The 22,808-nt window shown below is 62.3% G+C and carries 21 protein-coding genes; 11 read left to right on the top strand and 10 right to left on the bottom strand.

Annotated features, from left to right (window positions below; all coding sequences use genetic code 11):
• Window positions 1-617 precede the first annotated feature (617 nt).
• From PQQ96_RS18240 to PQQ96_RS18255, 4 genes are read right to left on the bottom strand one after another with little or no spacing between them, the layout of a single operon-like run.
• Window positions 618-1,346, bottom strand: coding sequence for a PqiC family protein (locus PQQ96_RS18240; protein WP_408294542.1), 729 nt, complete (start codon window positions 1,344-1,346; stop codon window positions 618-620).
• Window positions 1,343-3,001 carry a PqiB family protein gene (locus PQQ96_RS18245; protein WP_408294545.1) on the bottom strand — a complete coding sequence of 553 codons (1,659 nt, stop codon included), beginning with the start codon at window positions 2,999-3,001 and terminating at the stop codon, window positions 1,343-1,345. Before PQQ96_RS18245 ends, PQQ96_RS18240 begins: the two co-directional genes overlap by 4 nt.
• Window positions 2,994-3,644, bottom strand: a complete 651-nt coding sequence (locus PQQ96_RS18250) for a paraquat-inducible protein A (protein ID WP_408294548.1) — start codon at window positions 3,642-3,644, stop codon at window positions 2,994-2,996. The genes PQQ96_RS18245 and PQQ96_RS18250 overlap by 8 nt, the downstream gene beginning before the upstream one ends.
• Window positions 3,645-3,651: 7 nt before the next feature.
• A complete protein-coding gene (locus PQQ96_RS18255; protein WP_408294551.1) occupies window positions 3,652-4,407 on the bottom strand; it encodes a paraquat-inducible protein A in 756 nt (251 codons plus the stop codon).
• 417 nt (window positions 4,408-4,824) lie between these two features.
• On the opposite strand from PQQ96_RS18255, the gene PQQ96_RS18260 reads away from it, so the two are divergent.
• The 4 genes from PQQ96_RS18260 (at window position 4,825) to PQQ96_RS18275 (ending at window position 8,173) form a co-directional block, all read left to right on the top strand.
• A complete protein-coding gene (locus PQQ96_RS18260; protein ID WP_408294553.1) occupies window positions 4,825-5,385 on the top strand; it encodes a cytochrome b in 561 nt (186 codons plus the stop codon).
• Between the two features lie 8 nt (window positions 5,386-5,393).
• A complete protein-coding gene (locus PQQ96_RS18265; protein WP_408294555.1) occupies window positions 5,394-5,957 on the top strand; it encodes a YceI family protein in 564 nt (187 codons plus the stop codon).
• Between the two features lie 66 nt (window positions 5,958-6,023).
• Window positions 6,024-6,605: a YceI family protein gene (locus PQQ96_RS18270; RefSeq protein WP_408294558.1), complete on the top strand. Its 582-nt coding sequence runs from the start codon at window positions 6,024-6,026 to the stop codon at window positions 6,603-6,605.
• Window positions 6,606-6,895: 290 nt separating this feature from the next.
• Window positions 6,896-8,173: an MFS transporter gene (locus PQQ96_RS18275; protein ID WP_408294561.1), complete on the top strand. Its 1,278-nt coding sequence runs from the start codon at window positions 6,896-6,898 to the stop codon at window positions 8,171-8,173.
• A 162-nt stretch (window positions 8,174-8,335) separates the two neighbouring features.
• On the opposite strand, the gene secF is transcribed toward PQQ96_RS18275, so the two are convergent.
• The 5 genes from secF to queA form a co-directional block, all read right to left on the bottom strand.
• Window positions 8,336-9,286: a protein translocase subunit SecF gene (gene secF / locus PQQ96_RS18280; protein WP_408294563.1), complete on the bottom strand. Its 951-nt coding sequence runs from the start codon at window positions 9,284-9,286 to the stop codon at window positions 8,336-8,338.
• An 18-nt stretch (window positions 9,287-9,304) separates the two neighbouring features.
• Window positions 9,305-11,356: a protein translocase subunit SecD gene (gene secD / locus PQQ96_RS18285; RefSeq protein ID WP_408294566.1), complete on the bottom strand. Its 2,052-nt coding sequence runs from the start codon at window positions 11,354-11,356 to the stop codon at window positions 9,305-9,307.
• 118 nt (window positions 11,357-11,474) lie between these two features.
• Window positions 11,475-11,804, bottom strand: a complete 330-nt coding sequence (gene yajC, locus PQQ96_RS18290; RefSeq protein ID WP_020069679.1) for a preprotein translocase subunit YajC — start codon at window positions 11,802-11,804, stop codon at window positions 11,475-11,477.
• Window positions 11,805-12,010: 206 nt separating this feature from the next.
• A complete protein-coding gene (gene tgt / locus PQQ96_RS18295; RefSeq protein ID WP_408294568.1) occupies window positions 12,011-13,228 on the bottom strand; it encodes a tRNA guanosine(34) transglycosylase Tgt in 1,218 nt (405 codons plus the stop codon).
• 238 nt (window positions 13,229-13,466) lie between these two features.
• Window positions 13,467-14,525 carry a tRNA preQ1(34) S-adenosylmethionine ribosyltransferase-isomerase QueA gene (gene queA / locus PQQ96_RS18300; RefSeq protein WP_408294570.1) on the bottom strand — a complete coding sequence of 353 codons (1,059 nt, stop codon included), beginning with the start codon at window positions 14,523-14,525 and terminating at the stop codon, window positions 13,467-13,469.
• Between the two features lie 149 nt (window positions 14,526-14,674).
• On the opposite strand from queA, the gene recG reads away from it, so the two are divergent.
• The 7 genes from recG (at window position 14,675) to ubiA (ending at window position 21,923) form a co-directional block, all read left to right on the top strand.
• A complete protein-coding gene (gene recG, locus PQQ96_RS18305) occupies window positions 14,675-16,981 on the top strand; it encodes an ATP-dependent DNA helicase RecG (protein WP_408294573.1) in 2,307 nt (768 codons plus the stop codon).
• A 124-nt stretch (window positions 16,982-17,105) separates the two neighbouring features.
• Complete coding sequence (locus PQQ96_RS18310) at window positions 17,106-18,065, top strand: hydrogen peroxide-inducible genes activator (RefSeq protein WP_408294576.1); 960 nt, start codon at window positions 17,106-17,108, stop codon at window positions 18,063-18,065.
• 179 nt (window positions 18,066-18,244) lie between these two features.
• Complete coding sequence (locus PQQ96_RS18315; RefSeq protein ID WP_408294579.1) at window positions 18,245-18,385, top strand: hypothetical protein; 141 nt, start codon at window positions 18,245-18,247, stop codon at window positions 18,383-18,385.
• A gap of 70 nt (window positions 18,386-18,455) precedes the next feature.
• Window positions 18,456-19,910 carry a catalase gene (locus tag PQQ96_RS18320; RefSeq protein WP_408294582.1) on the top strand — a complete coding sequence of 485 codons (1,455 nt, stop codon included), beginning with the start codon at window positions 18,456-18,458 and terminating at the stop codon, window positions 19,908-19,910.
• Between the two features lie 80 nt (window positions 19,911-19,990).
• Entirely contained in the window at window positions 19,991-20,152 is a 162-nt protein-coding gene (locus PQQ96_RS18325) for a hypothetical protein (RefSeq protein WP_408294584.1), read from the top strand.
• A 154-nt stretch (window positions 20,153-20,306) separates the two neighbouring features.
• Window positions 20,307-20,795: a Dps family protein gene (locus tag PQQ96_RS18330; RefSeq protein WP_054037764.1), complete on the top strand. Its 489-nt coding sequence runs from the start codon at window positions 20,307-20,309 to the stop codon at window positions 20,793-20,795.
• Window positions 20,796-21,059: 264 nt separating this feature from the next.
• Window positions 21,060-21,923, top strand: coding sequence for a 4-hydroxybenzoate octaprenyltransferase (gene ubiA / locus PQQ96_RS18335; protein ID WP_408294587.1), 864 nt, complete (start codon window positions 21,060-21,062; stop codon window positions 21,921-21,923).
• A gap of 33 nt (window positions 21,924-21,956) precedes the next feature.
• Here ubiA and proC read toward each other — a convergent pair whose 3' ends face one another.
• The gene (gene proC, locus PQQ96_RS18340) at window positions 21,957-22,772 is read right to left on the bottom strand and encodes a pyrroline-5-carboxylate reductase (RefSeq protein WP_408294589.1); all 816 of its coding nucleotides are present in this window, start codon (window positions 22,770-22,772) and stop codon (window positions 21,957-21,959) included.
• Window positions 22,773-22,808 lie beyond the last annotated feature (36 nt).

Genomic DNA, 22,808 nt, shown 5'->3' on the forward strand with positions numbered 1-22,808 from the left:
TAATTCTTAAGTGGGTCCCCTGGCTTGGAGGGGGTAGTGGTGCATCTGGAATCCGTGCTCTCGCACCTTTAGCGTCAGTGACAAAGGAGTCATCAGCTCCCACTCCGCACTGCGTGCGTCGCGGATGGGTCTGCCAGGGAAACCAAGGGCTTCGTTCATGGGCGGTGGGAGCCATCGGCTTTGCCTCGGCGAGGCGTCTCTGCACTCATGGGCGAGTCCCGCTTCAATGGAGATCTCGATCTGTCACACTCGCAGTGGCGATGCAATGACGAGTTACGGTGCGGGTCAAAACTCGACAGCCCAAACGCAGCGGGCGGTTTTAAGATTTGCTCTTCGGCGCGCGCAGCGCCGCCGGAAGTATGACTGCTTTGTCACGTGCGCCGAATGTGCAAGGGCACAGATTCCAGATGCTCCACTATCCCCTCCAAGCCAGGGGACCCGCTTAAGAGTTAGCGGTTTGAGCCGCTTTCTTTTGCCTACTTTTCTTTGCGGCAGGCAAAGAAAAGTAGGTGCCCGCCCCGCACAGGGGCAACGCTAATAGACCACTAAGAAAACAAGGAAAGGCCAACGCCATAGGCATACAGACAGAAAGCGCCGAGCAGGCAAAAAAACCTTCATCAACTACCCGCGGCAGCCGTCGTAACAGCAGCTGGACATGCCGGCACAACAAAACCAGCCCCTTTCCCGGCGGAGCCACCCTTAGGAGCGGCAGCGGCCATTGCCTGCACAGCAGTTGCAACCTGCAAAGCAATCCGCTGCAACGCGACCCGATGCCCATCAACAAGCGCATCATAGCCGCCGCTAACGGGCTGACTCACCACACTCCGACAGGTCATCACAGCCGTACTGCGCACAGCCCGCACACTCCAAACCGCATCGATCAACGCATGCGACCCCGGCCATGACTCGAACCGCTGCACGTTCATGCTGACCCGGTACACCGGCGTCGTATCCGGATACGACGTGCCATACACATCGATCGTGCCCAGTTGCTGCGTCAGACTGGTCGACAACGCCCGGCGAATCTCGTCACCCGGCAACGAAGCCCAACGCTCATCTTCGAGCACCTTGACCTGTGTTGGTCCCGTCTGCACCACAAGCTGATTCTTCGCCACCTGCGGCGGCACATCGATCGGCGCGACTTCGATCAGCCACGCCGGCGCAGCCGACGTCCGGGCGCTAACCGGCGCCGCGGAGCCAGCAGGCGCACCATCCGCGCCGAGCGTATAAAAGCGGCTGCTCGGCGACGAACACGCCGCCAGCGCCACCAGTCCGGCCAGAGCGCCGACATAAACAGCGCCACGAACAAGCCCGCGCGGCGGGCGGGGGAGCCGGGCAAACATCATGGTTTATCTCCTGGTTTACCGCGCAACAACGATTCCGGATGACGCTCCAGATAATCCGACAGCGCATTCAGCGACTGCAACGTGCGTGTCAGTTCCTGCAACGCCTGATGAACGTCCGACTGCAACGGCGAGTCCTGCTGCAACGTCGCCTCGGCCGAACCAAAGGTCTGCTTCGCCGCGGCCAGAGTGTCGCGCGCCTCCGGCACGACTTCCTTGTCGAGTCGCGTGAACAGCTGGTCGGCATTCTCCAACGCGCTGTTCAGGTTCGAACCGATCTGGTCGAACGGCACCTTGTCGAGTTTCTTCGCAATGTCGGCAACCTGCACCTGCAGTTCGTCGAGCGAGTTCGGAATGGTCGGCAACTCGAGCGGATCGCCCGTTACGTCCACCGTGGCCGGCGGCGCTTTCGGGAAGATATCGAGCGCCACGTACAACTGGCTCGTAATCAGATTGCCGGTGCGCAACTGGCCGCGCAGGCCATGCTTGACGAGCTGTTGCAGCAGGACTTGACCCGCCATGCTGCCCGGCGTCGGTGCGGTTTCGCGGAAGCGCTTGCCGAGGCGGTCCGGATACAGGTTCATCGTCACCGGCATCGTGAAGCTGCGCGTCTTCGGATCGTAGTCGATGCCGATGTTGGTCACCTGGCCCAGCACGATGCCGCGGAAATCGACCGTCGCGCCGACCGACAACCCACGCAGCGACTGATTGAAGTTCATGACCACACGCAACGGCACGCCGTCCGGTTCGCGCATCGCGTCCTGTTCATCCGAGCCGAGGCGGAACGTCATGTTGTTCGGCGCCTGCGCGCCCACGCCCTGGCCCGGCGGGGACTGGAACGACAGGCCGCCGACAATCACCGTCGCAAGCGACTGCGTATTCAGCTTGAAGCCGCTCGAGTCGAGCCGCAAGTCGACGCCGCTCGCATGCCACCAGCGCGAATTGGTGCCGACGTACTGGTCGAATGGCGCCGATACGAACACCTGCATCGTCACGCCGGTGCCGTCCTTGTCGAGCGAAAAGCCGACCACCTGGCCGACCTGCACGCGCCGGTAGAAAATCGGTGAGCCGATGTCGATCGAGCCGAGCGAATCGCCATGCAGGATGAACTGGTGGCCCTTCTGGTCGCCCGTAATAGGCGGCGGCGTTTCGAGGCCGACGAAGTTTTTCTCGGTGTCCGGGGAATGGCCGGCGTCCGCGCCAATGTATGCACCCGAGAGCAGCGTAGTCAGTCCGGATACGCCGCTCGCGCCGATGCGCGGGCGCACCACCCAGAAGCGCGAATCCTTGACGGCGAAGTCTTCGCCTTCCTTGGTCAACTGCACCTGAACCAGCACGTGCGACAGATCCTTCGACAGCGTGATGGTCTTCACCGAGCCGACGTCGACGTCCTTGTACTTGACCTTGGTCTTGCCGGGCTCGAGGCCTTCGGCGCTGGTGAACGTGATTGTGATGGTCGGGCCTCGTTCGGTCACCGACTTGACCACGAGCGCGATGCCGATCAGCGCGGCGATCAGCGGAATCACCCAGACGAGCGAGGGCAGCCAGCGGCGGCGCGGCTCGATGTCGGGGTCTGGCAGTTGGGGCGGCAGCTTCGGTCCGTTCGAATCGTTGCGCGGCGCATCGGATGCGGGCGTCGGTCCTTGCGGGCTAGTCATGGTCGAGGTCCTGAGGTTTTTGAGTACTGCCTTCCACGTTGTCCCAGATGAGCCGTGGATCGAATTGCATGGATGCCATCATCGTCAGAATCACCACTGAGCCGAAGGCAATTGCGCCCGGGCCGGCCGTGATCACAGCAAGCGATTTGAAACGCACCAGCGCGACGGTCAGCGTGACGACGAACACGTCGAGCATCGACCAGCGCCCGATCTTTTCGACCATCCGGTACAGCGTGGTGCGCTGATCCGGCCGCCAGCGCGAGCGGCGCTGCGCGGTGGCGGTGAGCAGCACCAGCACGCTGAGCTTGAGCATCGGCACCATGATGCTGGCGATGAACACGATCACGGCCAAGGGCCAGTCGCCCGAGGTCCAGAAGTACACGACACCGCTCATGATGGTGTCGTCTTCCGAACCGAGCAACGAGGACGTATGCATCACCGGCAGCAGATTCGCGGGAATATACAGCAAGGCTGCGGCGATCAGGAGTGCCCACGTGCGCATCAGGCTATCGGGGTGGCGCGAGTGAAGGGTTGCGCCGCAGCGTCCGCAGTGCTGCGGCGTAACGGAGCGGATACGCGGCTCGACACGTCCGCACGCATGGCAAGCGACCAGACCCGCGCGCTTCGCGGTCACGTATTTCATCGTGCGCTCATCCCTGATGCGGCGCCGGTGGTGCGCCCGGCGGCAATGCGGATTGGGCCGCGCCTTGCACGTCAGGCGGCGGGGGAGGCTCGAGCAGCGAGTTGACGGCCACCGCCGCACTGTCCGCGGAGGTGCGCGGCAGCGGTTTCTGGCTGGGATCGGCCATTTCGTCGGCGAGGTCCCACAGCACGCGCGGATCGAACGTGAGGACCACCGCGATCATCAGCGTCAGCACGCCGAACGCGAATAGCGCTGCTTCGGGAATCACGCGCGCGAGACTCACCATCTTCACGATGGTGATCAGCACGCCGAGCATGAACACTTCGATCATGCCCCACGGCCGCACGAATTGAATCGCGCGCAATACGCGGTTGAAGGCGGGCGGCACGTACCCGGCGCGCAGCGGGATCAGCACGTAGAGCAGCGCGACCAGCTCGGTCAGCGGGAACAGAATGGTCGAGCAGAACACCATGACCGCGACGATCTGCATGTCCTCACCCCACAGCGCGATGAGCGCGCCGAACAGTGTGGTTTGCGAGGTGATGCCGCTGGTTTCGAGTTCGACGATCGGGAAGGCCTGGGCGATCACGAAGGTGATCAGCGCGGCCAGCGTCATCGCACAGATATTGTCGAGCTTGCGGGAGATGCCGCGATAGAGCGTCGCGCCGCAGCGCGGACAGCGTGCGACCGCCCGCCCGACAAGCCGGGGCTTGCGGAACAGCGCATCGCATTCATGGCACGCGATCAGGTTGTCATGTTCCATACGGCAGAAGGGCGAACGACGTGAGGGGAAGCATGCAATGCCGGTTTCAGGGCAGGCCGCGAGAAAGCGTGGAGCAATAGTACCAAACGCGCTTCGCCGCCGGGCCGGCCATTGCACCCGGCGCAACCGGTGAACCGGGCGGCGTCGGAATCAGGACTAGTCTTACACAAAAATGCTCACTTCTGACACCATTCGTCCCCAATTGTTCAATACCATTCTGTGCGCATAAAAACTTTCGGCCGGGCGGCATTCCGGGCAAGCGCTGCCAGCTTTTTCCGCTTGCGGTAGCATGGCGGCCTTGGCGTGTGCCGCAGCCACCACGCTTTCTATCGAGTCGCACGATGCGGCCTGCATGGGCAGCGTGGAATAGCAGGGCCGGCTGCGCCGTTAACCTCTCTTAGCTTGCGTTGACCTGTCATGGCACTCAATCCTTCATTCGGTGGCCGCGAGTCGTATACGCGGACTGCCATCGCCTTTCACTGGCTGATCGCGCTGCTGATCGTGTGCGGCTTCGCGCTCGGTTGGGTGATGACCGACATCCCCGGCTTCACGCCCACCAAGCTGCGCTACTTTTCGTACCACAAGTGGATCGGCGTGACGGTGTTCGCGCTCGCCGTGCTGCGCATTCTGTGGCGCGCCACCCATGCGGGTCCGCCGATGCCGCGCCGCATGCCGGCCTGGCAGCGCGGCGCCGCGCATCTCACACATCTGCTGCTCTACGTGCTGATGATCGTGATTCCCGCCTCGGGCTATCTGTATAGCTCGGCGGCCAACGTGCCGGTGGTGTACCTCGGCCTGATTCCGCTGCCGCGCCTGATCGCACCGGACCCGCATCTCAAGGAACTGCTGAAGAACGTGCATATCGCGTTGAATTACACCTTGCTCGTGCTGGTCGCGCTGCATGTCGCGGCGGCGCTCAAGCATCAATGGCTGGACCGCGACGGCCTGCTGTCGCGCATGCTCCCTTTCATCAAATAAGGACAACCATGAAAATTTCGTTTTATCGCTACATGCTCGCCGCGTTCGCGGCGGCCTCGCTGACCGCGGCCGGCAGCGCGCTCGCGCAGGTCGACGTCACGAAGAGCTCGGTGACGGCAACGTCGAAGCAGATGAACGTGCCGGTGGAAGGCAAGTTCGGTAAATTCACCGCACAGGTGAAATTCGATCCGGCAAAACCGGCCGACGGCAGCGCGCAGTTCAGTATCGACGTCGGCAGCTACGATCTCGGCGACGATAGCTACAACGACCAGGTGCGCGGGAAGGACTGGTTCGACGCGAAGACCTATCCGACTGCCAACTTCGTGTCGAGCGCGATTGCGCCGGCCGGCGGTAATCAGTTCAAGGTCACCGGCAAGCTGACCATCAAGGGTAAATCGCAGACCGTCGTGGTGCCGGTCACGGTCACCCAGCAGGGCGCGACTCAGACCTTCGACGGGTCGTTGCCGATCAAGCGCTCGCAATTCGACATCGGCACCGGCGAATGGAAAGACACCTCGGTGGTCGCCGATGAAGTGGTGATCAAGTTTCATATCGTTGCAGCACACAGGTGACGTTCGCTGCGCGCTTTGGGCGCAGCCGCTTTCCTTCAGGTATTGCAGAAACATAAGGAGCATGAATTGAAAACATCCCTATTGATCGCCGTCGGCGCATTGGCTGCTTCTTTCTCGCTCGGCGCGTTTGCCGCAGCGGACACCTATCAGCTCGACCCGACCCACACGTATCCGAGCTTCGAGGCGGATCACTTCGGTGGCCTCTCGGTGTGGCGCGGCAAGTTCACCAAGAGTTCGGGCTCGGTCACGCTCGACCGCGCGGCGAAAACCGGCACGGTGGACGTCACGGTCGACCCGGCTTCGGTCATAACCGGCAACAGCAAGCTCGACGAGCATCTGAAGACGGACGCGTTCTTCGACGTGACCAAGTATCCGACGGTGACGTATAAGGGCACAGATATCAAGTTCGACGGCGATAAGCCGGTCGAAGTGATCGGCAGCCTGACGATCCGCGGCGTGACCAAGCCGCTGAACCTGACGATCGAATCGTTCAAGTGCATGCAGCACCCGGTGCTCAAGCGCGAAGTGTGCGGCGTGGAAGCGAGCGCGCATTTCAACCGCAACGATTACGGCATGGATTTCGGTGCGAAGTACGGCTTCAACATGGATACCAAGCTGCATATTCAAGCTGAAGGCATCAAGCAATAAGCGCTTTAGCGAGCCTTCTGCATACTCGTATTTCATGCCGCTCATGGCGCGGCCGTTGCGTTGCAACAAAAAAACCGCTTCGTTCGCTTTTGCGATGAAGCGGTTTTTTATTGCGTGCTTGAAGCGCCGGAAGCCCTATGCTGTAGCCATTGCCTATTTGCCGCTCGCCTCGTTTTTATTTTTCAGGTACATAGAGCGCTGACCCCGTATTGGTTGTGCGCGCAACCAGTTCGGCAAAGTCGGGGCGCAAAGCCTACATTAATAATATTTCGCGCGCATTGGAGATCTGCATGAATGCAACGACAGCGGCAAGCCTGGCGGGAAGCCGGCGCAATTCGTGGCGCGCGGTGGTCGCCGCCTCGATCGGCAACGCGCTGGAATGGTTCGATCTGGTGGTGTACGGCTTTTTCGCGGTCATCATCGCGAAGCTGTTTTTCCCGGCGGGCAACGACACCGTCTCGCTGCTGCTGACGCTCGGCACCTTCGGCGTGTCGTTCTTCATGCGGCCGCTCGGCGCGATCGTGATCGGCGCCTACGCCGACCGCGCCGGACGCAAAGCGGCGCTCACGCTGTCGATCCTGCTGATGATGTGCGGCACGCTGATCATCGCGGTTCTGCCGACGTATCGGAGCATTGGCATTGCCGCGCCCGTGATTCTCGTGATGGCGCGTCTGATGCAAGGCTTTTCGGCGGGCGGCGAGTTCGGCAGTGCCACAGCTTTTCTCGCGGAACACGTGCCGGGGCGGCGTGGTTTCTTCGCCAGCTGGCAGGTCGCAAGCCAGGGGCTCACCACGCTGCTCGCGGCCGTCTTCGGTGTGGTGCTGACCGGCAAGCTGTCCCCGGAGCAGATGGCCTCGTGGGGCTGGCGCGTGCCGTTCTTCTTTGGTCTTCTGATCGGGCCGGTTGCGTGGTACATCCGCACCAAACTCGACGAAACGCCTGAGTTCCTCGCGGCGGAAACGACCACCACGCCGCTGCGCGACACCTTCACCAGCCAGAAGCTGCGCCTCGTGATTGCGATTGGCGTGGTGGTGCTCGGTACCGTGTCGACGTATCTGGTGCTGTTCATGCCGACTTACGGCGTGAAGCAATTGGGGCTGGCGCCGTCGGTCGCGTTCGCCGCGATTGCGTTGACCGGTGTGATTCAGATGGTGTTTTCTCCGCTGGTCGGCCATCTGTCGGACCGCCACGGGCGCACCACGATCATGCTGGTATCGGCGCTGTTGCTTCTCGTGCTGATCAATCCGGCGTTCGTGTATCTGGTCGCGCATCCGACCTTCGGCACGCTAATTGCGCTGCAGATCGTGTTCGGCTTTTTGATGACAGGCTACTTCGCGGCGCTCCCGGGTTTGCTCTCGGAGATGTTCCCGGTGCAAACGCGCACGACCGGCATGTCGCTCGCCTATAACATCGCCGTGACGATCTTCGGCGGCTTTGGGCCGTTCATCATCGCGTGGCTGATCAGCTTCACGGGGTCGAAGGCCGCGCCGAGCTACTACATGATTTTTGCGGCGGCCATCAGTCTCGTGGCGCTGATGGCGGCGCGGCGTAAGCTTGGGTTCCGCTAACGCGTTGCCGCGTGGTCCTGCTGTACCTGCTGAGCGATAGCGTTCGGCGAGTGTGTAGGGCGCGCGGAGAGCGCAACAGCGCAGCACGGCAAAGGCGGTAAACGTAAAAGGCCGGTTCGTGAGAACCGGCCTTTTTCATTGCGAGGTCTGCCTACAGCAAGCTCAAACTTGCGCGCCTGCGTTCGGGTCGTCCGGGTCGGTACGTTCCTTCTTGTCCTTTATCAGATCTTCGCGCTTCACGCCGAGCCACATGGCGAGCGCCGCCGCGACGAACACTGACGAGTAGATGCCGAACAGAATACCGACCGTCAGCGCCAGCGCGAAGTAATGCAGTGTCGGGCCGCCGAAGAGGAACATCGACAGCACCATCATCTGCGTACAGCCGTGGGTGATGATGGTTCGCGACATCGTGCTGGTGATCGCGTGGTTGATCACCTCGGTCACGGTCATCTTGCGTTCGCGACGGAAGGTCTCGCGAATCCGGTCGAAAATAACGACGGATTCGTTCACCGAATAGCCGAGCACCGCGAGCACCGCCGCCAGCACCGACAGCGAGAACTCCCACTGGAAGAACGCGAAGAAGCCGAGAATGATGATCACGTCGTGCAAGTTCGCGATCACGCCGGCCACGGCGTACTTCCATTCGAAGCGGAACGACAGGTAGATCACGATACCGATCACCACGCACGCCAGCGCCATCAGGCCGTCGGTCGCGAGTTCCTTGCCGACCTGCGGGCCGACGAACTCGACGCGTTGCAACTGCACCTGCGGATCCTGCCCCTTCAGCGCACCCATTACCTGGTCGCTCTGTTGCGCCGAGGTATAGCCTTGCTTGAGCGGCAGACGGATCAGCACGTCGCGCGAGGTGCCGAAGTTCTGCACTTGCGCGTCGGGATAGCCGAGCTTGTTGAGCGTGTTACGCACCGGATCGAGCGGCGCGGCACCCGGATACTGCACTTCGACGACGGTACCGCCGGTGAATTCCACCGACAGATGCAGCCCGCGGTGCAGCAGGAAAAACACAGCAGCGACGAACGTCAGCAGCGAGATTACGTTGAAAATCAACGCATGCCGCATGAACGGAATGTCTTTGCGAAAACGGAAAAATTCCATGGTCTTGTTCTCCGGGACTCAGCGGGATGAACCCGGTTTCTGCGGCGTATTAGACGCGTCGCGACGGCGCACGGTCGGTTTGGCACGCGCCTGGCCAGCAGCCGCTTTTGCAGCTTTTGCCTTCGGCTTGGCGCTCGCGGCAGCGACGGCTCGTGCGGTGTCGGTCGCAGCGTCGTCGTTACCGAGGTAGGCGGCAGCGCCGTCGATACCTTCCGGTTGCGGACGCCACACCTGACCGATGGCCAGCGACTTGAGCTTCTTCTTGCCGCCGTACCAGAAGTTGACGATACCGCGCGAGAAGAACACAGCCGAGAACATCGACGTCAAGATGCCGATACAGTGGACCATCGCGAAGCCGCGCACCGGGCCGGAGCCGAAGGCGAGCAGCGCGAGGCCGGCGATCAGCGTGGTGACGTTCGAGTCGAGAATCGTCGCCCATGCATGCGCGTAGCCGTTCTGGATCGCCAGTTGCGGCGGTGCGCCGTGGCGCAGTTCTTCCCGAATACGTTCGTTGATCAGCACGTTCGCGTCGATCGCCATACCGAGCGCGAGCGCGATAGCGGCGATACCCGGCAAGGTGAGCGTGGCCTGCAACATGGACAGCACGGCGATCAGCAGCAGCAGATTGACCGACAGGCCGATCATCGAGATCACACCGAACAGCATGTAGTACGCGATCATGAACACGGCGATCGCCACGAAGCCCCACACCACCGAATGGAAGCCCTTATTGATGTTGTCCGCGCCGAGGCTCGGACCGATCGTGCGTTCTTCGATGATGTCCATTGGCGCTGCCAGCGAACCGGCGCGCAGCAGCAGCGCGAGGTCGGCGGCGCCTTGCGGCGTGGCCTGGCCGGTGATCTGGAAGCGGTCGCCCAATTCAGACTGGATGGTCGCCACCGTCAGCACTTCGCCGTTGCCCTTTTCGAACAGCACCATTGCCATCGGCTTGCCGATGTTGTCGCGCGACACGCTGCGCACCGCGCGGCCACCCGCCGAATCCAGGCGGATGTTGACCGACGGACGCTGATGTTCGTCGAAGCCCGCAGACGCGTCGATGATGCGGTCACCCGTGAAGATGATCTGCTTGCGCAGTAGTACCGGCGTCTGGTTGCCCTGCGTGAACAGTTCGTCGCCCGGCGGTACCGGATCCGATGGGTTCGGATGCGTGTTGACCGGATCGGCGAGGCGCGCTTCGAGCGTTGCCGTGCGGCCGATGATGTCCTTCGCCTTCGCCGTGTCCTGCACACCCGGCAGTTCTACGACGATACGGTCCGAGCCTTGCTGCTGGATCACCGGCTCGGCCACGCCGAGTTCGTTCACGCGGTTATGCAGCGTGGTGATGTTCTGCTTGAGCGCGGCGTCCTGCACGGCTTTCTGCACCGCCGGCGTGAACGTGCCGACCAGTTGAACACCGCCGTCCGGGTTGGTTTGCGAGGCCCACTGGAGTTCACTGATGCCGCGGCTCAGTTGCTTGGTTGCCGCGTCTGCCGTCGCCTGGTCGGCGAAATTGATCACCACCGTCTGGTTGACGCGGTTCACGCCGCCGTCGCGGATGTTGTTGTCACGCAGCATGGTGCGTGCATCCGATGCGTCGGAGTCGAGCTTCTTGTTCAGCGCGCCGGCCATGTCGACCTGCAGCAGGAAGTGCACGCCACCGCGCAAGTCCAGACCGAGGTACATCGGCAACGCATGCAGGGCAGTCAGCCAGCGTGGCGACGCGCTTTGCAGATTCAGTGCAACGACGTATTGCGGATCGGTCGGATCGCTGTCCAGCGACTTCTGCAGCAGGTCCTTCACGCGCAATTGCGTGTCGGTGTCAGGCACGCGCACGCGGATGTTCGCGTTGAGCGACGAATTGTCGAACGTGACTTCGTCAGGCTTGATCTGATTGGCAGCGAGCGTCGCTTCGACTGCCGACAGCGTGGTCGAGTCGAGCTTGACCGTTGCCTTGCCGCTCGACACCTGCACCGCCGGCGCTTCGCCGTACAGATTGGGCAGCGTGTACACGAGGCCGATGACCAGAGCCACCAGCATCACGGCATATTTCCAGAGGGGGTAACGATTCATGAGTGGTCCAACGGGAAGGTTGGCTTGGAAGCGATGCGTCCGGCGATGAGCGCGGGCGATTCAGCGTTGTTCTGCGAGAATCGCCGGCGAGGCCGCGCCGGACGCGAGAGAGCAGGCCTTACAGCGACTTGATCGTGCCCTTCGGGAGAATCGTCGTGACCGACGCCTTTTGCACGGTAATTTCCGTGCCTTCCGAGATTTCGACGCCGACGTAAGCTTCACCCACCTTGGTCACCTTGCCGACGATGCCGCCGTTCGTCACCACTTCATCGCCCTTGGCCATCGCGGCGAGCATGTTGCGATGTTCCTTCTGGCGCTTCATTTGCGGGCGAATCATGATGAAGTACAGCACGCCGAACATCAGGATCAGCGGCAAGAAGCTCATCAGGTTCGATTCAATGCCACCTGCTGCTGTGCCTTGGGCGAAGGCATTGGAAATGAACGACACGTTGGTCTCTCCGTTATAAGTCAAAACGATCAAAAAAATCAGCCGGTTATTCTACCACCGGCCAGGCAGGGGTCGGCGCGGCGAATCGGCTTTGCGATCAACCGTTTAAAGCCTTTTTCGCCGTCAACGAAAGTTAATTGTAAGGTTTTCCGCGCGAAGCTGACGGATTCCTCCAGCAAATTCGTCAGCTGATTGCCGACCGCCGTCTAATCGATACCGCGCGCGCGATTCTCGTGGAAGCGCTTGCGGAAGGGCTCGAACAGCTTCGCGTCGATCGCGTCGCGCATTTCCTGCATCAGTTCGAGGTAGTAGTGCAGGTTGTGGATCGTGTTCAATTGCGCACCGAGGATTTCCCCTACACGATGCAGATGGTGCAGGTAGCCGCGGGTGAAATTTCGGCAGGTGTAGCAGCCGCATTGCTCGTCGAGCGGGCGCAGCGAATTCTTGTGCGCGGCATTGCGGATCTTGATGTCGCCGAAACGCGTGAAGAGCCAGCCGTTGCGGGCGTTGCGGGTCGGCATCACGCAGTCGAACATGTCGACGCCGGCGGCGACGCCCGCCACCAGATCTTCCGGCGTGCCGACGCCCATCAGGTAGTGCGGCTTGTCGGCCGGCAGCTTCGGGCCGATATGGTTCAGCACGCGCATCATGTCTTCTTTCGGCTCGCCGACGGACAGGCCGCCAATGGCGAGACCGTGGAAATCCATCTCCGCGAGCCCGGCCAGCGACTCGTCGCGCAGGTCTTCGAACATGCCGCCCTGGACGATGCCGAACAACGCGTTCGGATTGCCGAGGCGGTTGAATTCATCGATGGAGCGCCGGGCCCAGCGCATCGACATGCGCATCGAATCGGCGGCCTCCTGGTGCGAAGTCGGCACGTTGTTGGTCGCGTACGGCGTGCATTCGTCGAACTGCATGACGATGTCCGAGTTCAGCACCTTCTGGATCTGCATGGACACTTCGGGCGACAGGAAGAGCTTGTCGCCGTTGATAGGCGATGCGAACGTGACGCCATCTTCGGTTATCTTGCGCAGATCGCCGAGCGAAAATACCTGAAAACCACCCGAGTCCGTCAGGATCGGTTTCTTCCAGCCCATGAAGCTGTGCAGGCCGCCGTGCGCCTCGATCGTTTCCAGACCCGGGCGCAGCCACAGGTGGAACGTGTTGCCGAGGATGATCTGCGCGTGCATTTCTTCGAGCTCGCGCGGCTGGACGGCCTTCACCGTGCCGTAGGTGCCGACCGGCATGAAGATCGGCGTTTCGACCACACCGTGATTCAGCGTGACGCGACCGCGCCGCGCCTGGCCGTCGGTGCCGAGCAGTTCGAATTTGAGGCCGTTTTCAGGGCGCGAGTGGACGCTGGTGCCGTGGCTGTCGCAGGTATTGCAGGTACCGGTTGTATCGTGAGTATGACCGTCGGTCATGGGTTTACTCCTGTGCTACCGGAAAACAGTCCGGCGCGAATTATGAACGCCGCCGGGTAAGCCACGGCGGCTGGGTCAAGAAAAATCGAGCTGCAGCGCGGATCTGCCGCTGCACGCGGATGCAGGAGGGCAGCAACGGCTGCCGTTACATCAACGCGGCAAGGAGCGGCAGACTACCGCGCGCGCTGCCGGCGCGCAACGCTATCGCACCCTATATCGCCGTGCGACACGGCACGTTTCAGACGTCGCGGCGCGTCAGCAGCATCGCGTCGCCGTAGCTGAAGAATCGGTAACGCTGTTCGATCGCGTGGCGATACGCTTCGCGAATCGTTTCGACGCCGGCGAATGCCGACACCAGCATTAGCAACGTCGACTTCGGCAAATGGAAATTGGTCACCAGCCGGTCGACCACGCGGAATTGATAGCCCGGCGTGATGAAGATGTCGGTTTCCGTGCTGGCGGCGCCGAGCGGGCGTCCTGCGGCGTCCGCGTCGCGCGCGGCGGCTTCGAGCGCGCGCATGGACGTCGTGCCCACCGCGATCACGCGGTTGCCGCGTGCCCGCGTCGCCGCAATCTTGTCGGCGAGCGATTGCGGCAGGTGATACCACTCGCTGTGCATCTTGTGCTCGGCCAGGTTCTCCACCCGCACCGGCTGGAAGGTGCCCGCGCCGACGTGCAGCGTCAGCGTCGCGCGTTCCACACCTTTCGCGTCGAGCCGCGCGAGCAGCGCGTCGTCGAAATGCAGACCGGCGGTGGGCGCGGCCACCGCGCCCGGGTTTTGCGCGAACACCGTCTGGTAGCGGGTTTCGTCAGTCGAGTCGGGATCGTGCTCGATGTACGGCGGTAGCGGCAGGCGGCCGAATTGCTCGATCAGCGTCAGGCAGTCGTCCGGAAAATGCAGCGTGTAGAACGGCTCGACGCGTTCGCCGACCGTCACGTCGAACGCGTCTGCGAGACGAATTGTGGTGCCCGGCTGCGGGCTCTTGCTCGCGCGGATCTGCGCAAGCGCGGTGCGCTCGCCGGTGAGGCGCTCTACCAGCACTTCGATCTTGCCGCCACTGGCCTTCTGGCCGAGGAAGCGCGCTTTCAGGACTTTGGTATCGTTGAAGACCAGCAGATCGCCGGCCGCGATGCACTCGGGCAGCTCGCCAAAACGGCGGTCGATCAGGCGCGCAGCGTCGGTGGCATCGGCCGTATTGGCTACTTCGAGCAGACGGCTGGCGCTGCGCTCGGGCAGCGCCACTTGCGCGATCAGCTCGGGTGGCAGATCGAAATCGAAATCGGAAAGCGTAAACATTGCGGACGACTGGGAGCGAATTGGGACGGAATTGAGCCGAAGCCGGAGCCGGGCGGCTATGATTGCGGGACGCCTGAGCGGCCCGCGAGCCCGCGCGCTATATGGCGGCGACACCTTTGACAGCCGATATTGTACTTGCGAAGCAACCCATGCCTTTGTCCGAACGCCGATTGCCCTCCGTTACCGATGAAGTGAGCGCCGAGCCCAAGCGCCGCGTCTCGCGGGGCAAAGCAGCGGCGGCGGACGTGAACGACCTTGGCGCGGGTGTCGCGCCGGAGAGCGACAAGGCCGCACGCGAAGGTGAAATGGTTGATCCATTCGGTGACAGGCCTGCCGGCAAACCGGGGGGCAAAGCCACCAGGAAGCCTGCGGCCGAAGCCGGCGCCAAGCCCGCCGCCAAACCCGTCGACAAGCTCGCCAAACTCGGTCTCACACGCGACATCGATCTGGTGCTGCATCTGCCGATGCGCTATGAAGACGAGACCTCGCTGACGCCGATCGGGCATCTGCTGCCGGGCGGCATCGCGCAGACGGAAGGCGTGGTGTTCGACAACGAGATCGCCTATCGCCCGCGCCGCCAGTTGCTGGTGAAACTGCGCGACGACGCCGGCGACGAGCTTGTACTGCGCTTTCTGAATTTCTACGGCTCGCAGGTCAAGCAGATGGCGATCGGCGCGCGGTTGCGGGTGCGCGGCGACGTGCGCGGCGGGTTTTTCGGTATGGAAATGGTGCATCCGGCGGTACGCGTAGTCGACGAAGACACGCCGCTGCCGCAGGCGCTGACACCGGTGTATCCGAGCACCGCGGGCGTGACGCAGGCGTATCTGCGCAAATCGATCGACAACGCGTTGTCACGCACCGCCCTGCCGGAGTTGCTGCCGGAGCCGATTGCGCAGGCGTATATGCAGCCGCTCGGGGTGCCGGCGCTGATGGACGCGGTGCGCACGCTGCATCATCCGGGCGTGCAGGCCGATGAAAACGCGCTGATGGACGGCACGCATCCGGCGTGGGTGCGCATCAAGTTCGAAGAACTGCTGGCGCAGCAAATGTCGCTGAAGCGCGCACATGACGAGCGCCGCACGCGTGCGGCGCCCGCCATGCAGCGTCGCAAGGAAGGCGATGAGTCCGCGCTGGTGGCGCGTTTGCTGAAGGCGCTGCCGTTTTCGCTGACGGCCGCGCAGGAGCGCGTGGGCGGCGAGATCGCGCTCGACCTCACGCAGCCTCATCCAATGCAGCGGCTCTTGCAGGGCGACGTCGGTAGCGGCAAGACGATCGTGGCCGCGCTGGCCGCTGCGCAAGCAATCGACGCCGGCTACCAGGCGGCGCTGATGGCGCCGACCGAAATTCTCGCCGAACAGCACGCTCGCAAATTGCGCGGCTGGCTGGAGCCGCTGGGCGTGAGCGTCGCGTGGCTGGCCGGCAGTCTGAAGACCAAGGAAAAGCGCGCTGCGATCGAAGCGGCCGCGCTCGGCACGGCCCAACTCGTGATCGGCACGCACGCGATCATTCAGGACGCGGTCGAGTTTGCGCGGCTGGGGCTGGTGATCGTCGACGAACAGCACCGCTTTGGCGTGGCGCAGCGGCTTGCCTTGCGCGGCAAGGCGCGCAACGCCGCCGACGGCGCGCGCGATTTCCAGCCGCATCAATTGATGATGTCCGCCACGCCGATTCCGCGCACGCTCGCGATGACCTATTACGCCGACCTCGACGTCTCGACCATTGATGAACTACCGCCCGGGCGCACGCCGATTCTGACCAAGCTGGTCTCCGACGCGCGCCGCGAAGAGGTGATCGGGCGTGTGCGTGAGGCGGCGTTGACGGGACGGCAGGTGTACTGGGTGTGTCCGCTGATCGAGGAAAGCGAGACCTTGCAGTTGCAGACGGCGGTGGAGACGTACGAAACGCTGGTGGCCGCGTTGCCCGAACTGAACGTCGGACTGGTGCACGGGCGTCTCGCGCCGGCCGAGAAGGCGGCGGTGATGGATGCGTTCACGCGCAACGAGGTGCAGTTGCTGGTCGCGACCACGGTGATTGAAGTGGGGGTCGATGTGCCGAACGCGTCGTTGATGGTGATCGAACACGCGGAGCGGTTCGGGTTGGCGCAATTGCACCAGCTGCGGGGGCGGGTGGGGCGCGGCAGTGCGGCGTCGGTTTGCGTGCTGCTCTATACCGGGCCGTTGTCGATGACTGCACGGGCGCGCTTGCAGACCATGCGGGAGACGACTGACGGGTTTGAAATCGCGCGTAGGGACCTAGAAATTCGCGGCCCAGGGGAGTTTCTGGGCGCGCGGCAGTCGGGTGCGGCCATGCTGCGCTTTGCCGACCTCCAGAATGATCAGTGGCTGATCGAGCCTGCCAGAGAGGCCGCCGCAGCTCTGCTCGAGAAGTATCCCGAGGTCGTGATGCAGCACCTCGCCCGGTGGCTTGGGGCGCGGGAGCAGTATCTGAAGGCTTGAGGCTGCGTAGCCGGCGGGACGTCCCGCCGGGTGCGCGCCGCGAAGAAGACCAAAAGGTTGGCGAACCGACCCTATAGGTGTATAACTAGAACCTATCAATATCATTGCTCTGATTGGTCCCCCAATGACGCTCACCGAATTGAAATACATCGTCGCGGTAGCGCGCGAACGGCACTTCGGCCGGGCCGCCGAAGCGTGTTTCGTCAGCCAGCCGACCCTGTCGGTGGCCATCAAAAAGCTCGAAGACGAACTCAACGTCCAGATCTTCGAACGCGGCACCAGCGAAGTCAGCGTGACACCGATCGGCGAGCAGATCGTCACGCAAGCTCAACGCGTCCTCGAACAAACGCTCGCCATCAAGGAAATTGCCAAGCAAGGCAAAGATCCGCTGGTCGGGCCGCTGCGCCTTGGCGTCATCTATACGATCGGGCCGTATCTGCTGCCTACGCTCGTCAAACAGATGATCAAGCGCGTCCCGCAGATGCCGCTGATGCTGCAGGAAAACTACACGGTCAAGCTGATCGAACTGCTCAAGCAAGGCGAAATCGACGTCGCCATCATGGCGCTGCCGTTCCCGGAAACGGGTCTGATGCAGCGCCCGCTCTATGACGAGCCGTTTGTTGTCGCGCTGCCGTCCGGTCACGAGTGGGAAAACCGCCCGAAGATCGACGCTGAAGATCTGAAGCAGGAAACCATGCTGTTGCTCGGCAGCGGCCACTGCTTCCGCGACCATGTGCTGGGCGTCTGCCCTGAATTGATGCGTTTCTCGCAAAATGCGGACGGCATCCAGAAGACCTTTGAAGGTTCGTCGCTGGAAACCATTCGCCATATGGTGGCGAGCGGCGTTGGGATTACCGTGCTGCCGCGCATGTCGGTGCAAGAAGTCAAGCCGCACGCCGGCGGCATCGACGCGGGCCTGCTCAGCTATGTCGCTTTCGGTGAGCCGGTGCCGGATCGCCGCGTCGTGCTCGCCTGGCGCAAGAGCTTCACGCGCATGCCGGCCATCGAGGCCATCTGCGACGCCATCAATGCCTGCGATCTGACGGGCGTCAAAAAGCTCGATCTGCCTGTCGCCGTCAACTAGGCGGCACGCTGCACCCAGGCCGACCGTCGCACACCCCGGCGGTCGGCCGGGCGACCGCCCAAAGTGGCGATAGTCGCCGTCCCTATCGAATAGATAAAATTAATCAAACACGTTAATTCGATAGGATTGTTATAGTTTCCTCCATGGATCGCCCGATCCCATAAGACCTGGAGGAAATCATGACGCAATCGAACTCGCAGCAAGTCCAAACCGTCGTCACTCAATCCGCTCGCGTGACCGCCGGCTCCTTCGCAGCCTCGGTGCAGAGCATGCGTACGGTCGCGTTTTCCTTGCTGGTCGATCGGGCCTTGTCCGCATGAGCTGCGGGCATCAGCGCGCCGCGCCTCTCCCCACAATCTGTTTCCGATAAAAGCCAACCAGGAGTCACGCATGTCCGAACGTAAGCTCACCAATGCAGCCGGCGCACCCATCGCCGACAACCAGAACTCGATGACCGCCGGCGCGCGCGGTCCGGTCGTCCTGCAAGACGTCTGGCTGCTCGAAAAACTCGCTCACTTCGATCGCGAAGTGATTCCGGAACGCCGCGTTCACGCCAAGGGTTCGGGTGCATTTGGCACGCTGAAGGTCACCCACGATATCTCGCGTTTCACGAAGGCGAAAGTGTTCGCCCAGGTCGGCAAGGACACGCCGCTCTTCATGCGCTTTTCGACGGTGGCCGGCGAGCGCGGCGCCGCCGATGCGGAACGCGACGTGCGCGGTTTCTCGATCAAGTTCTACACGGAAGAAGGTAATTGGGACGTGGTCGGCAACAACACGCCGGTATTCTTTATCCGTGATCCGCTGAAGTTCCCGGACTTCATCCACACGCAAAAGCGCGACCCGTACACCAACATGCGCAGCAATGTCGCGGCATGGGATTTCTGGTCGCGTCATCCGGAGTCGTTGCATCAGGTCACCATCCTGATGAGCGATCGCGGCATTCCGCAGAACTACCGTCAGATGCATGGCTTCGGCTCGCACACGTACTCGTTCATCAACGCGAACAACGAGCGCTTCTGGGTGAAGTTCCACTTCAAGTCGATGCAAGGCATTGAGAACTTTACCGATGCCGAAGCGGCGCAAGTGGTGGCACAGAACCGTGAAAGCGCGCAAAACGATTTGCTCACGAACATCGAAGCAGGCAATTTCCCCAAATGGCGTTTCGCCATCCAGGTGATGCCGGAGGCGGAAGCAGCGAACTATCGCTTCAATCCGTTCGACATCACGAAAGTGTGGTCGCAGAAGGATTACCCGCTGATCGACGTCGGCACGATAGAGTTGAACCGCAACGCTGCGAACTATTTCTCGGATGTGGAGCAGGCCGCGTTCACGCCAGCCAACGTGGTGCCGGGTATCAGCTTCTCGCCGGACCGTCTGTTGCAAGGCCGTTTGTTCTCGTATGGCGACACGCAGCGCTACCGCCTCGGTATCAATCACCATCAGATTCCGGTGAATGCACCGCGCTGCCCGGTCCATCATTCGTTCCATCGCGATGGCGCGATGCGCACGGACGGCAACCTCGGCGGTAACGTGAACTACGAGCCGAACCGCTTCGGTGACTTCGCGCAGGACAGCAACGCAGTGGAGCCCGCGCTCGCAGCAGGTACGGTCGATCGTTACGATCATCGCGTGGACGAGGACTACTACACGCAGCCGGGTATGTTGTTTGCGCTCTTCGATACGGCGCAACGCCAGCGTCTGTTCGGCAACATCGCACGCCATATCAACGGTGTGCCGCACGAGATCGTTGCGCGTCAGATCGAGCATTTCCGCCGTGCCGATCCGGCCTATGCGGAAGGCGTGATCGCCGCGCTGGCCGAGCTCGCTGAAGGCGGCAAGAAGTAAGCAGTTGAAGTGAAATGATGCAGCAAAGCGGGGCGCATCTGCGCCCCGCTGGTTTAGATACGAATCAAGGGAGCTCGATCATGATCCAGATGATGATGTCCGCCATCGGCGGATCGTCGGCCACACGCCGCGCGCAACAGCAGCAAGCATTGATGCTGCGCAAGGTCGTGGGATTTGCGATCGTCTCGAGCGGCCTGACAGTGATCGTTGCGCAAGCGCTGCAACACTTGCTTGGTGTGTGATTGAGCGCGAGGCCGTGGGTGCGGCAAGTGACCACGCGTCACACGAACGCAGCTATTTTCTAAGCTAAACTGTCGAGCGTTCGATGTGCAGGGTCTGCTACCCGCACGCCGTCACCTTATCGACCGGTTCGTATCACTCTTCAAAGGAGTCATCATGGCCAAGAAAGAAGCCGTACAACACGTCAACATCGGGATCAGTGACAAGGACCGCAAGAAGATTGCGGAAGGTCTGTCGCGATTGCTCGCCGACACCTACACGCTGTACCTGAAGACCCACAACTTCCACTGGAACGTGACGGGTCCGATGTTCAACACGCTGCACCTGATGTTCGAAACGCAGTACAACGAACTGGCGCTCGCGGTCGATTCGATCGCTGAACGTATCCGCGCGCTGGGCGTGCATGCGCCGGGCAGCTACAAGGAATTCGCGAAGCTGTCGTCGATTCCGGAAGCGGACGGCGTGCCGGCCGCGGAAGACATGATCCGCCAACTGGTGGAAGGTCAGGAAGCGGTGGTGCGTACCGCGCGCGCGATTTTCCCGTCGACGGAAGCTGCCAACGACGAGCCGACCGCCGACCTGCTGACGCAACGCATGCAAACGCATGAAAAGACGGCGTGGATGCTGCGTTCGATGCTGGCTTAAATAGTTTGCGTGTTCCGGACGTTGAGTCGGGATTTCAGCGCGGTGCTTCGGTGCTGGCGTTGAACTGAATACAAACACGGCCTCCCTTTTCGGGAGGCTTTGTTTTTTGCGGCACCAGCGTGCGGACGCTGCGTTGGTTCAGGACCCGGCTGCAGTCGTGGCCTCGGTTTTGCGCCCAGCATGATTGCCTCGCCGGCCTGAAGGATGACTGTCGCCCGCATCCCGTAAAATAGCGGCACCGCCTGCACTTCACCGAATCCGCCCATGTTCGCCCGACTACCTCTATATCTGCGCCTCGTCCGCATGGACAAGCCGATCGGCAGCCTGCTGCTGCTGTGGCCGACGCTCAATGCGCTGTGGATTGCGTCCGACGGCCACCCTTCATGGCCGCTACTGGTGATCTTCACGGTGGGTACGGTGCTGATGCGCTCGGCCGGCTGTGCGATCAACGACTACGCGGATCGTGATTTCGACCGCTACGTGAAGCGCACGGAAAACCGGCCGATCACGTCGGGCAAGATCAAGGCATGGGAAGCGGTGGCGCTGGCGGCCGGTTTGTCGCTGCTGGCCTTTCTGCTGATCTTGCCGCTGAATACGCTGACCAAGGAGCTATCGGTGGCCGCGCTGTTCGTCGCCGGGTCGTATCCGTTCACGAAGCGCTTCTTCGCGATTCCGCAGGCTTATCTCGGCATCGCGTTCGGCTTCGGCATTCCGATGGCGTTCGCCGCGATCCAGGATCACGTGCCGATGCTCGCCTGGGTCATGCTGCTGGCCAACGTGTTCTGGTCGGTGGCGTACGACACGGAATACGCGATGGTCGATCGCGACGACGACATCAAGATCGGCATCCGCACCTCGGCGCTGACCTTCGGCCGCTTCGACGTGGCGGCGATCATGCTCTGCTATGCGGTGACGCTGGGGATCTACGTCGGCATCGGCGTGATGCTGGGTTTTGGCGTGTTGTACTGGCTGGGATGGGCGGCAGCGGTGGGTTGCGCGATCTATCACTACACGCTGATCCGCAACCGCGAACGGATGGCGTGCTTTGCGGCGTTCCGTCATAACAACTGGCTGGGTGGCGCGCTGTTTGTCGGCATCGCCGCGCATTACGCAGTGGCTTCGTTTTAATTCTTCCGCGCAAACCCACCCGCCAGACCGCGCTTACAGCTTGCCGAACTCGTCGCCCATTTCCTTGGCGCGCGCATCGGCGGCGAGCACGCCGCGCACGATCGCATCCTTGATCCCACTTGCGTCGAACGACGCCAGCGCGGCCGCCGTGGTGCCGCCCTTCGACGTCACACGTTCGCGCAACAGACCCGGCGGCTCGTCAGAGTTCGCCGCCAGTTGCGCCGCGCCGGTGAAGGTTGCGACAGCCAGCGCACGGCCTTGGGCTTCATCCATGCCGAGTTGGCGCGCGGCTTCCTGCAACGCTTCGATGAAATAGAACACATACGCCGGCCCGCTGCCCGAGATCGCGGTGACGGCGTCGATCTTCGCTTCGTCGTCGAACCAGACGGTTTCGCCGACGGCGCCGAGCACCTGCGACGCGAGCGCGCGGCCTGCTTCGTCGACGCTGCCGGTTGCAACGAGGCCCGTCACGCCCATACCGATCAGCGCCGGCGTATTCGGCATCACGCGCACGATGCGGGCGTGGCCGTTCAGCCAGCGCGACATGTCGTCCATGCGAATGCCCGCGACGATGCTGATTGCCAGTTGCGTCGCCTTCAGATGCGGCGCCAGTGTCTCGGCGACGCTCTTCAGGATCTGCGGCTTCACTGCCAGCACGACAGCGTCGTACGACGCGAGCGCGGCGTCCGCGGCCGCGCCGGTCTTGATGCCGAATTGCTGCTCATTGCGCTTGCGCGCCTCTTCGTTGGGGTCGATCGCGTACAGGTCGGTGGGCGCGATGCCGCGCTTGATGAGGCCGCCGATCAACGCGGCGGCCATATTGCCACCGCCGATAAAAGCAATTTTCATGATGTTCCGTGAGGCGTCAAGAAAGGAAAGGTCTGA

Origin of the sequence: Paraburkholderia sediminicola, assembly GCF_046027825.1 — a bacterium.
Classification (GTDB): Bacteria; Pseudomonadota; Gammaproteobacteria; order Burkholderiales; family Burkholderiaceae; genus Paraburkholderia; species Paraburkholderia sediminicola_D.

What these genes read in the sequence shown, in the direction of transcription:
- PQQ96_RS18260 (WP_408294553.1), top strand. Translation starts at nt 4,825, where the DNA reads ATGGCACTCAATCCTTCATTCGGTGGCCGCGAGTCGTATACGCGGACT.
- PQQ96_RS18320 (WP_408294582.1), top strand. Translation starts at nt 18,456, where the DNA reads ATGTCCGAACGTAAGCTCACCAATGCAGCCGGCGCACCCATCGCCGAC.
- PQQ96_RS18255 (WP_408294551.1), bottom strand. Translation starts at nt 4,407, where the DNA reads ATGGAACATGACAACCTGATCGCGTGCCATGAATGCGATGCGCTGTTC.
- secD (WP_408294566.1), bottom strand. Translation starts at nt 11,356, where the DNA reads ATGAATCGTTACCCCCTCTGGAAATATGCCGTGATGCTGGTGGCTCTG.
- tgt (WP_408294568.1), bottom strand. Translation starts at nt 13,228, where the DNA reads ATGACCGACGGTCATACTCACGATACAACCGGTACCTGCAATACCTGC.
- secF (WP_408294563.1), bottom strand. Translation starts at nt 9,286, where the DNA reads ATGGAATTTTTCCGTTTTCGCAAAGACATTCCGTTCATGCGGCATGCG.
- PQQ96_RS18250 (WP_408294548.1), bottom strand. Translation starts at nt 3,644, where the DNA reads ATGAAATACGTGACCGCGAAGCGCGCGGGTCTGGTCGCTTGCCATGCG.
- PQQ96_RS18310 (WP_408294576.1), top strand. Translation starts at nt 17,106, where the DNA reads ATGACGCTCACCGAATTGAAATACATCGTCGCGGTAGCGCGCGAACGG.
- PQQ96_RS18265 (WP_408294555.1), top strand. Translation starts at nt 5,394, where the DNA reads ATGAAAATTTCGTTTTATCGCTACATGCTCGCCGCGTTCGCGGCGGCC.
- recG (WP_408294573.1), top strand. Translation starts at nt 14,675, where the DNA reads ATGCCTTTGTCCGAACGCCGATTGCCCTCCGTTACCGATGAAGTGAGC.
- PQQ96_RS18275 (WP_408294561.1), top strand. Translation starts at nt 6,896, where the DNA reads ATGAATGCAACGACAGCGGCAAGCCTGGCGGGAAGCCGGCGCAATTCG.
- ubiA (WP_408294587.1), top strand. Translation starts at nt 21,060, where the DNA reads ATGTTCGCCCGACTACCTCTATATCTGCGCCTCGTCCGCATGGACAAG.
- PQQ96_RS18240 (WP_408294542.1), bottom strand. Translation starts at nt 1,346, where the DNA reads ATGATGTTTGCCCGGCTCCCCCGCCCGCCGCGCGGGCTTGTTCGTGGC.
- PQQ96_RS18330 (WP_054037764.1), top strand. Translation starts at nt 20,307, where the DNA reads ATGGCCAAGAAAGAAGCCGTACAACACGTCAACATCGGGATCAGTGAC.
- PQQ96_RS18325 (WP_408294584.1), top strand. Translation starts at nt 19,991, where the DNA reads ATGATCCAGATGATGATGTCCGCCATCGGCGGATCGTCGGCCACACGC.
- queA (WP_408294570.1), bottom strand. Translation starts at nt 14,525, where the DNA reads ATGTTTACGCTTTCCGATTTCGATTTCGATCTGCCACCCGAGCTGATC.
- PQQ96_RS18245 (WP_408294545.1), bottom strand. Translation starts at nt 3,001, where the DNA reads ATGACTAGCCCGCAAGGACCGACGCCCGCATCCGATGCGCCGCGCAAC.
- proC (WP_408294589.1), bottom strand. Translation starts at nt 22,772, where the DNA reads ATGAAAATTGCTTTTATCGGCGGTGGCAATATGGCCGCCGCGTTGATC.
- PQQ96_RS18315 (WP_408294579.1), top strand. Translation starts at nt 18,245, where the DNA reads ATGACGCAATCGAACTCGCAGCAAGTCCAAACCGTCGTCACTCAATCC.